Source organism: Sphingomonas bacterium, from assembly GCF_903643035.1.
In the GTDB taxonomy this organism is placed as follows: domain Bacteria; phylum Pseudomonadota; class Alphaproteobacteria; order Sphingomonadales; family Sphingomonadaceae; genus Sphingomonas.
In genome coordinates this window covers 1-6,480 of the sequence record NZ_CAHJWW010000158.1, presented here as the reverse complement: position 1 = coordinate 6,480, position 6,480 = coordinate 1, and the positions used below count along the sequence as shown (strand labels likewise).

The 6,480-nt window shown below is 66.7% G+C and carries 6 protein-coding genes; all 6 read right to left on the bottom strand.

Annotated features, from left to right (window positions below; all coding sequences use genetic code 11):
• Positions 1–1,580: polyribonucleotide nucleotidyltransferase (pnp, locus tag HUV01_RS10580; RefSeq protein ID WP_174298227.1), on the bottom strand; the 1,580-nt coding region annotated here is incomplete at its 3' end.
• Between the two features lie 159 nt (positions 1,581–1,739).
• Positions 1,740–2,009: a 30S ribosomal protein S15 gene (rpsO, locus tag HUV01_RS10575; RefSeq protein WP_174298226.1), complete on the bottom strand. Its 270-nt coding sequence runs from the start codon at positions 2,007–2,009 to the stop codon at positions 1,740–1,742.
• Between the two features lie 21 nt (positions 2,010–2,030).
• Positions 2,031–2,960 carry a tRNA pseudouridine(55) synthase TruB gene (gene truB / locus HUV01_RS10570; RefSeq protein WP_174298225.1) on the bottom strand — a complete coding sequence of 310 codons (930 nt, stop codon included), beginning with the start codon at positions 2,958–2,960 and terminating at the stop codon, positions 2,031–2,033.
• Positions 2,953–3,627, bottom strand: coding sequence for a site-2 protease family protein (locus HUV01_RS10565; RefSeq protein WP_174298224.1), 675 nt, complete (start codon positions 3,625–3,627; stop codon positions 2,953–2,955). Before HUV01_RS10565 ends, truB begins: the two co-directional genes overlap by 8 nt.
• 287 nt (positions 3,628–3,914) lie before the next feature.
• Positions 3,915–4,307 (bottom strand): 30S ribosome-binding factor RbfA, encoded by a 393-nt coding sequence (rbfA, locus tag HUV01_RS10560; protein ID WP_174298223.1) that lies wholly within the window; start codon positions 4,305–4,307, stop codon positions 3,915–3,917.
• Positions 4,308–4,474: 167 nt separating this feature from the next.
• Positions 4,475–6,480, bottom strand: a 2,006-nt coding sequence (gene infB / locus HUV01_RS10555) for a translation initiation factor IF-2 (protein ID WP_174298222.1), incomplete at its 5' end; no start/stop codon positions are given.

Below are 6,480 nucleotides of genomic sequence, written 5' to 3'. Positions count from 1 at the left end.
TGCGCCAGCGCGACGCGCATGATCTCCTCGGTGATGCCGGCGATCTTGATGTCCATCTGCAAGGACGTGATGCCCTCGCTCGTCCCGGCCACCTTGAAGTCCATGTCGCCCAGGTGATCCTCGTCGCCCAGGATGTCGCTGAGGACGGCGAACTTGTCGCCTTCCAGGATCAGACCCATCGCGATGCCCGACACCGGCCGCTTGATCGGCACGCCCGCGTCCATCAGCGCGAGGCTGCCGCCGCACACCGTCGCCATCGACGACGAGCCGTTGCTCTCCGTGATGTCGGAGGTGACGCGGATCGTGTAGGGGAACTCCTCCTTGGTCGGCAGCACCGCGTGCAGCGCCCGCCAGGCGAGCTTGCCATGGCCGATGTCGCGGCGGCTGGGCGCACCGAACCGACCCACTTCACCGACCGAATAGGGTGGGAAGTTGTAGTGCAGCATAAAGTGCTGGTAGCTGAGGCCATTCAGCCCATCGATCATCTGCTCGGCGTCGCGGGTGCCGAGCGTCGTGGTGGCGATGGTCTGCGTCTCGCCGCGGGTGAACAGCGCCGAGCCGTGCGCGCGCGGCAGGAAATGCACGGTCGCGTCGATCGGGCGCACCGTTTTGGTGTCGCGGCCGTCGATGCGCACGCCGTCGTTCAGGATCTGGCCGCGGACGATCTCCGCCTCGACCTTCTTCACCAGCTTCAGCGTGCCGAGATACTCGGCGGGGTTCGCATGCTTCAGCTCCTCGAACGCCTCGCGCGCCTTGGTGCGCGCGACGGCGATCGCGGTCTGGCGCGCCTGCTTGTCGGTCAGCTTGTAGGCGGCGGCCATGTCGGCGCCGATCAGCGACTTGAGCTTCGCCTTGTTGGCGGACAGGTCCGCGCCGGTCTTCAGCTCCCACGGCTCCTTCGCGGCCTGCTCGGCGAGCTTGATAATCGCGTCGATCACCTGCTGCGACGCCTTGTGCGCGAACATGACGGCGCCGAGCATCACGTCCTCGGACAGCTCCTTGGCCTCCGATTCCACCATCATGACGGCGTCGTGCGTGGCGGCGACCATCAGGTCGAGCTCGCCGGTGGTGACGTCCTTGTCGCTGGGGTTGAGCTGGTACTCGCCGTCCTTGTAGCCGACGCGCGCCGCGCCGATCGGACCCATGAACGGCACCCCCGACAGCGTCATCGCCGCCGACGCCGCGATCATCGCCAGCAGGTCAGGCTCGTTCTCGCCATCATAGCTGAGAACCTGCGCTATCGCATTGATCTCGTTATAAAAGCCGTCGGGGAACAACGGCCGCAGCGGCCGATCGATGAGGCGGCTGACGAGCGTCTCGCGCTCGGTGGCGCCGCGCTCGCGCTTGAAGAAGCCGCCGGGAATGCGGCCGCTGGAGGAGAACTTCTCCTGATAGTGGACGGTGAGCGGGAAGAAGTCCTGCCCCTCCTTGACCGTCTTGGCGGCAGTAACCGCGCAGAGCACGACGGTTTCGCCGAGCGTCGCGAGCACCGCGCCGTCGGCCTGACGGGCGACGCGCCCGGTCTCCAGCGTCAGCGTCTGGCTGCCCCACTGGATGCTGACCTTCTTGGTATCGAACATTGGATTTCCTTCACTCCGGCGGCCCTATGCCGGCCGGGGCCTATGAGTGCGGGCTAGCCGGACCGCGTCGGTGTGGAGCGACGTGTCGCCCCGTGCCCCTCGCGCCGGATTGCGAAAGGAGCGGATGCGAGAAGGGCGCCACTGGGGCGCCCTTCGGGATTACTTGCGAAGCCCGAGCTTCGCGATGAGGTCTATATACCGCTGGCCCTCAGTCTTGCGGAGATAGTCCAACAACGTTCGACGCTTGTTGACCATCATCAGTAGGCCGCGGCGCGAATGATTGTCCTTGGCGTGGCCCTTGAAGTGATCGGTCAGGTTGCGAATGCGTTCGGTCAAGATAGCGACCTGGACTTCGGGCGAACCGGTGTCGCCCTCGGCGCGGCCATGTTCCTTAATGAGCGCGTCCTTGCGCTCGGCGGTGATCGTCATTCGCTGGTCCTCGACATCGAATTACAGGTTGAAGCCACGCTCGACGCGGACCTCTCGGTCCCTCACCTCAACCAATGCAACCGGAACATCGTTCAGGAGGGCAAAGGCGGGGCCGTCGTCGGCGGCGATCCCGGCCAGAACGCGCCCTTGACGGAGCGCCCCTGCCTGGTCGGGGGTGAGGAGAAGAGCCGGGATGTCGTCCAGCCCCGCCCTCAACGACAGGAGATGCTGTTCAAGGCTGTGCGCGTGCCCCAGTTCGGTGAGCTTGTCCAGCGATATCGCACCCGCGAGGCCGAACGGCCCGGCCCTGGTGCGGCGTAGATAGGTGACGTGGCCGACAGTGCCGAGCGCCAGCGCGATGTCACGGGCGAGACTGCGGATATAAGTGCCCTTGGAGACGCGGGCGAGGAAAGTCTCGTCGTGATCGCCCTGGCTATACGGGTCTCTACCTACGCCGGGATGGCGGAGCATGAGCGAGTGGACCACCACCTTCCGGCTCGCCAGCGCCACCACCTCGCCGGCGCGCGCCAGATCGTACGCGCGCTCGCCGTTCACCTTCAGCGCGGAGAAGGCCGGCGGCACCTGCTCGATCGGGCCGGTGAAGTGCGCCAGCACCGCCTCCACCTGCGCGCGGCGGGGGCGGACGTCGCTGGTCGCGACCACTTGGCCCTCCAAGTCCAGCGTGTCGGTCTGCTCGCCGAAGCGGACGGTGAACGCGTAGCATTTGTCCCCGTCGAGTAGCCGCCCGGCGAGCTTCGTCGCCTCGCCCAGCGCGATCGGCAGCACGCCGCTGGCCAGCGGATCGAGGGTGCCGCCGTGGCCCACCTTCACCTTTGCATAGCCTCCCGACTGCAGCGCGCGCTTGACCGCTCCCACCACCTGAGTCGAACCCGTGCCCACCGGCTTGTCGATCACCAGCCAGCCGTGAAGCGCCGCCCCCGGCTCAGCCAACCGCGTGCGCCAAGCCGAAGAACAATCCCGCCAGCCACCGGGCGGGCGGCAGGACGACGCGCCCAACGAGGTTCGCGCGCGGCGCGACCATCGGCAGCACCACCACCAGCAGGATGACGAGCGCGAACCCCGCCTGCCTGAGATCCGCGTAGCGCCGCGCGAGCGGGCGCGGCAGCAGCCCCTCCAGCACGTGGCTGCCGTCGAACGGCGGGATGGGCAGCAGGTTGAACAGGGCGATAAACACGTCGACGAGAATGAACTCGACCAGCATCGAGCCGACGAACCCGTCCGGCGCCAGCCCTGCGCCGACGAGCACGCCCAGCAGCACCGACGCTGCCAGCGCCAGCAACAGGTTCATCCCCGGCCCGGCGAGCGCGACCAGCATCATCCCCGTCCGCGGCTCGCGCAGCCGGCGCGAGTCGACCGGCACGGGCTTGGCCCAGCCGAACACGGGAGCCCCCGCGAGCGCGAGGCCGAGCGGCACCACGATCGTCCCCATCGGGTCGACGTGACGCAACGGGTTGAAGCTCAACCGCCGTTGTTCATACGCGGTCGGATCGCCCAGCGCACGCGCCGCCCAGCCATGCGCGACTTCGTGGAATACGATTGCGATCACCAGCGGCACGATCGCCACCGCCGCGCGGTACACCAGATTACTGTCCATCAAATCCATGTAATCAGTCGACCGCTCCGGCGAAACGCCCGGCGTCCGACGCCTTGCTAAAATGACGAGCTTATCCGCCAGCGCGAGCAGCCGCCTCGTCTTTTCAAGCAACTCGTCCCGGAAAACCGCGCGCAGGGCATAAGGTGGGCACCGGCACGTTCAGTATGTCGCACCCGGGGATCAGCCCTTGCGGCAGATCGGCTGATCTGCCTGCGTTCATGCTGGCATGGTGAAGATATCGTATGGCTGTTCAGCCCGGTGTCCGATCCGAGCGAGTGTTTCTTAGCCCGTCAATCCGTGTCCAGATCCCGCGCCACCTCCGGCGCGCGGAGCAGGGCGTCGACATGCGCGCCCTCATCGAAGCTCTCGTCCGCCAGGAACTTCAGCTTGGCCGCGTACTTCATCTGCACACGATGCGCGACCTCGCGCTGCAGATAGGCGGTATTGGTCCGCAACGCCTTCAGCACCGCCTCTTCGTCCTGCCCCAGCAGTGGCTTCATGAATACCGTCGCGTGGCGCAGGTCGGGCGACATGCGCACCTCCGTCACCGAGATGACGTGCTTGGCCAGTGTCGGATCATGCACGTCGCCGCGCTGCAGGATTTCGGACAGTATGTGCCGCATCTGCTCGCCGACGCGAAGCAGGCGGACGGAGCGGTCGGGAGTTGTATCGGTGCGTTTCATCTTCTCCCCTCCCGCTTGCGAGTCCTGGATAATGCCCGCCCCGGCCAGCCGAAACCGGGCCGGGGCCTGCACCCGATCAACCTACCGGCTCACGAAGCCAATCCCCTCCGGCCCGAGATCGGGAAGGGGCAGTCACAGCCTTGCTCGCGAGGAGATGGGAGAAGACGTCAGAGCGTCCGCTCGCGTAGCTCGACCTCGTACGTCTCCAGCATGTCGCCTGGCTTGATATCCGTGAAGTTCTGCGTGAACGTCACACCGCATTCCAACCCGGCGCGAACCTCGGCCACGTCGTCTTTGAACCGCCGGAGCGAGGCAATCTCGCCCTGGTAGATGATGACGTCGGCCCGCGTTATGCGCGCCTTCAACGCCTTGCGGATGACGCCATCCACCACCAGCAGACCCGCCGCACGACCGGTCTTGCCCGCGGAGAAGACCTCGCGGATCTCGGCGCGGCCCACGACCGTCTCGAAGGCTTCGGGACCCAGTTCGCCCGCCATGCCGGCGCGAATGTCGTCCGTCAGGTCATAGATCACATCGTAATACTTCAACGCGACCTTCTGCCGGTCGGCGATCTCGCGCGCCTTGGCATTGGCGCGCACGTTGAAGCCGATGATCGGCGCACCGCTGGCGGCAGCGAGCGTCACGTCACTCTCCGTGATACCGCCGACGCCCGAATACAGGATGCGTGCGCGGATCGCATCGGTGCTGATCTTGTTGATCGAGCCGACGATCGCCTCGACCGTCCCTTGGGTATCCGCCTTGACGACCAGCGGATATTCGATCGCCTGCTTGTCCTTCAGCGCGGAAAACATCGATTCCAGACTGGCTGGCGTCGACGTCGTGCGCTTCTGGGTCAGCACCGACTGGCGATATTCGGCGACCTCGCGCGCACGCGCCTCGTTCTCGACGACCTGGAGCGGGTCGCCCGCCGATGGTACGCCCGACAGTCCGAGCACCTCGACCGGCATCGCCGGCCCGGCTTCCTTCACCGGCCGCCCCTTGTCATCGACCAGCGCGCGAACCTTGCCGCTCTCGGCGCCGATGACGAACACGTCGCCGACCCTCAAGGTGCCACGATCGACCAGCACCGTCGCAACGGGACCCCGGCCCTTGTCCAGCTTCGCCTCGATTACCGTGCCCTCGGCAGGGCGGTCGGGATTGGCGCGCAGTTCGAGCAACTCGGCCTGGAGCTGGATCTTCTCGATCAGCTCGTCGAGGCCAGTCTTCTTGAGCGCGGAGACCTCGACGTTCTGGACGTCGCCGCCCAGCTCCTCAACCACGACCTCCTGCTCCAGCAGACGCTCGCGAACGCGTTGGGCATTGGCCTCGTACTTGTCGATCTTGTTGATCGCGACGATCATCGGCACGCCCGCCGCCTTGGTGTGCGCGATCGCCTCGATCGTCTGCGGCATCAGTCCGTCGTCGGCCGCCACCACCAGCACGACGATGTCGGTGACGTCCGCGCCGCGCGCGCGCATCTGCGTGAACGCTTCATGGCCAGGCGTGTCGAGGAACGTGACTCTCGACTTGTCCTTCAGCGTCACCTGATAGGCGCCGATATGTTGGGTGATGCCACCCGCCTCGCCGCGCACCACGTCGGTGCCGCGCAGCGCGTCGAGCAGACTCGTCTTGCCGTGGTCGACATGCCCCATGATCGTGACGACGGGCGGCCGCGACTGCAGCATCTCGGGTGCATCGTCCACCTCGTCGGTCGCGATATCGACGTCGGAAGCGGAGACACGGGTGATGTTGTGGCCGAACTCGGTAACCAGCAACTCGGCGGTATCCTGGTCAAGGGTCGCGTTGATCGTGACGGGCATGCCCATCTTGAACAGCGCCTTGACCAGGTCGGCGCCCTTCTCGGCCATCCGGTTGGCTAGATCCTGGACGGTGATCGCCTCTGGCACCACCACGTCGCGGACCTGCTTGGCCTGCAACTCGCGTGCGCCGCCAAAGCCGCGCTTCTCCTTCTCCCGCGCCCGCTTGAGCGCCGCGAGACTGCGCGAGCGTGCGCCGTCGTCGCCCAGCGCGCGCGTGACGGTGAGCTTGCCCGACTGACGCCGGTCATCGCCGCGCCGGTCACGCTGCTGCGGACGGGCGGGGGTCGTGGTGCGCGGGGTCGCGACGCCGCTTGGCAACGCGCGTGACTGGCCACCCTGCGCCGCCGGAGCGG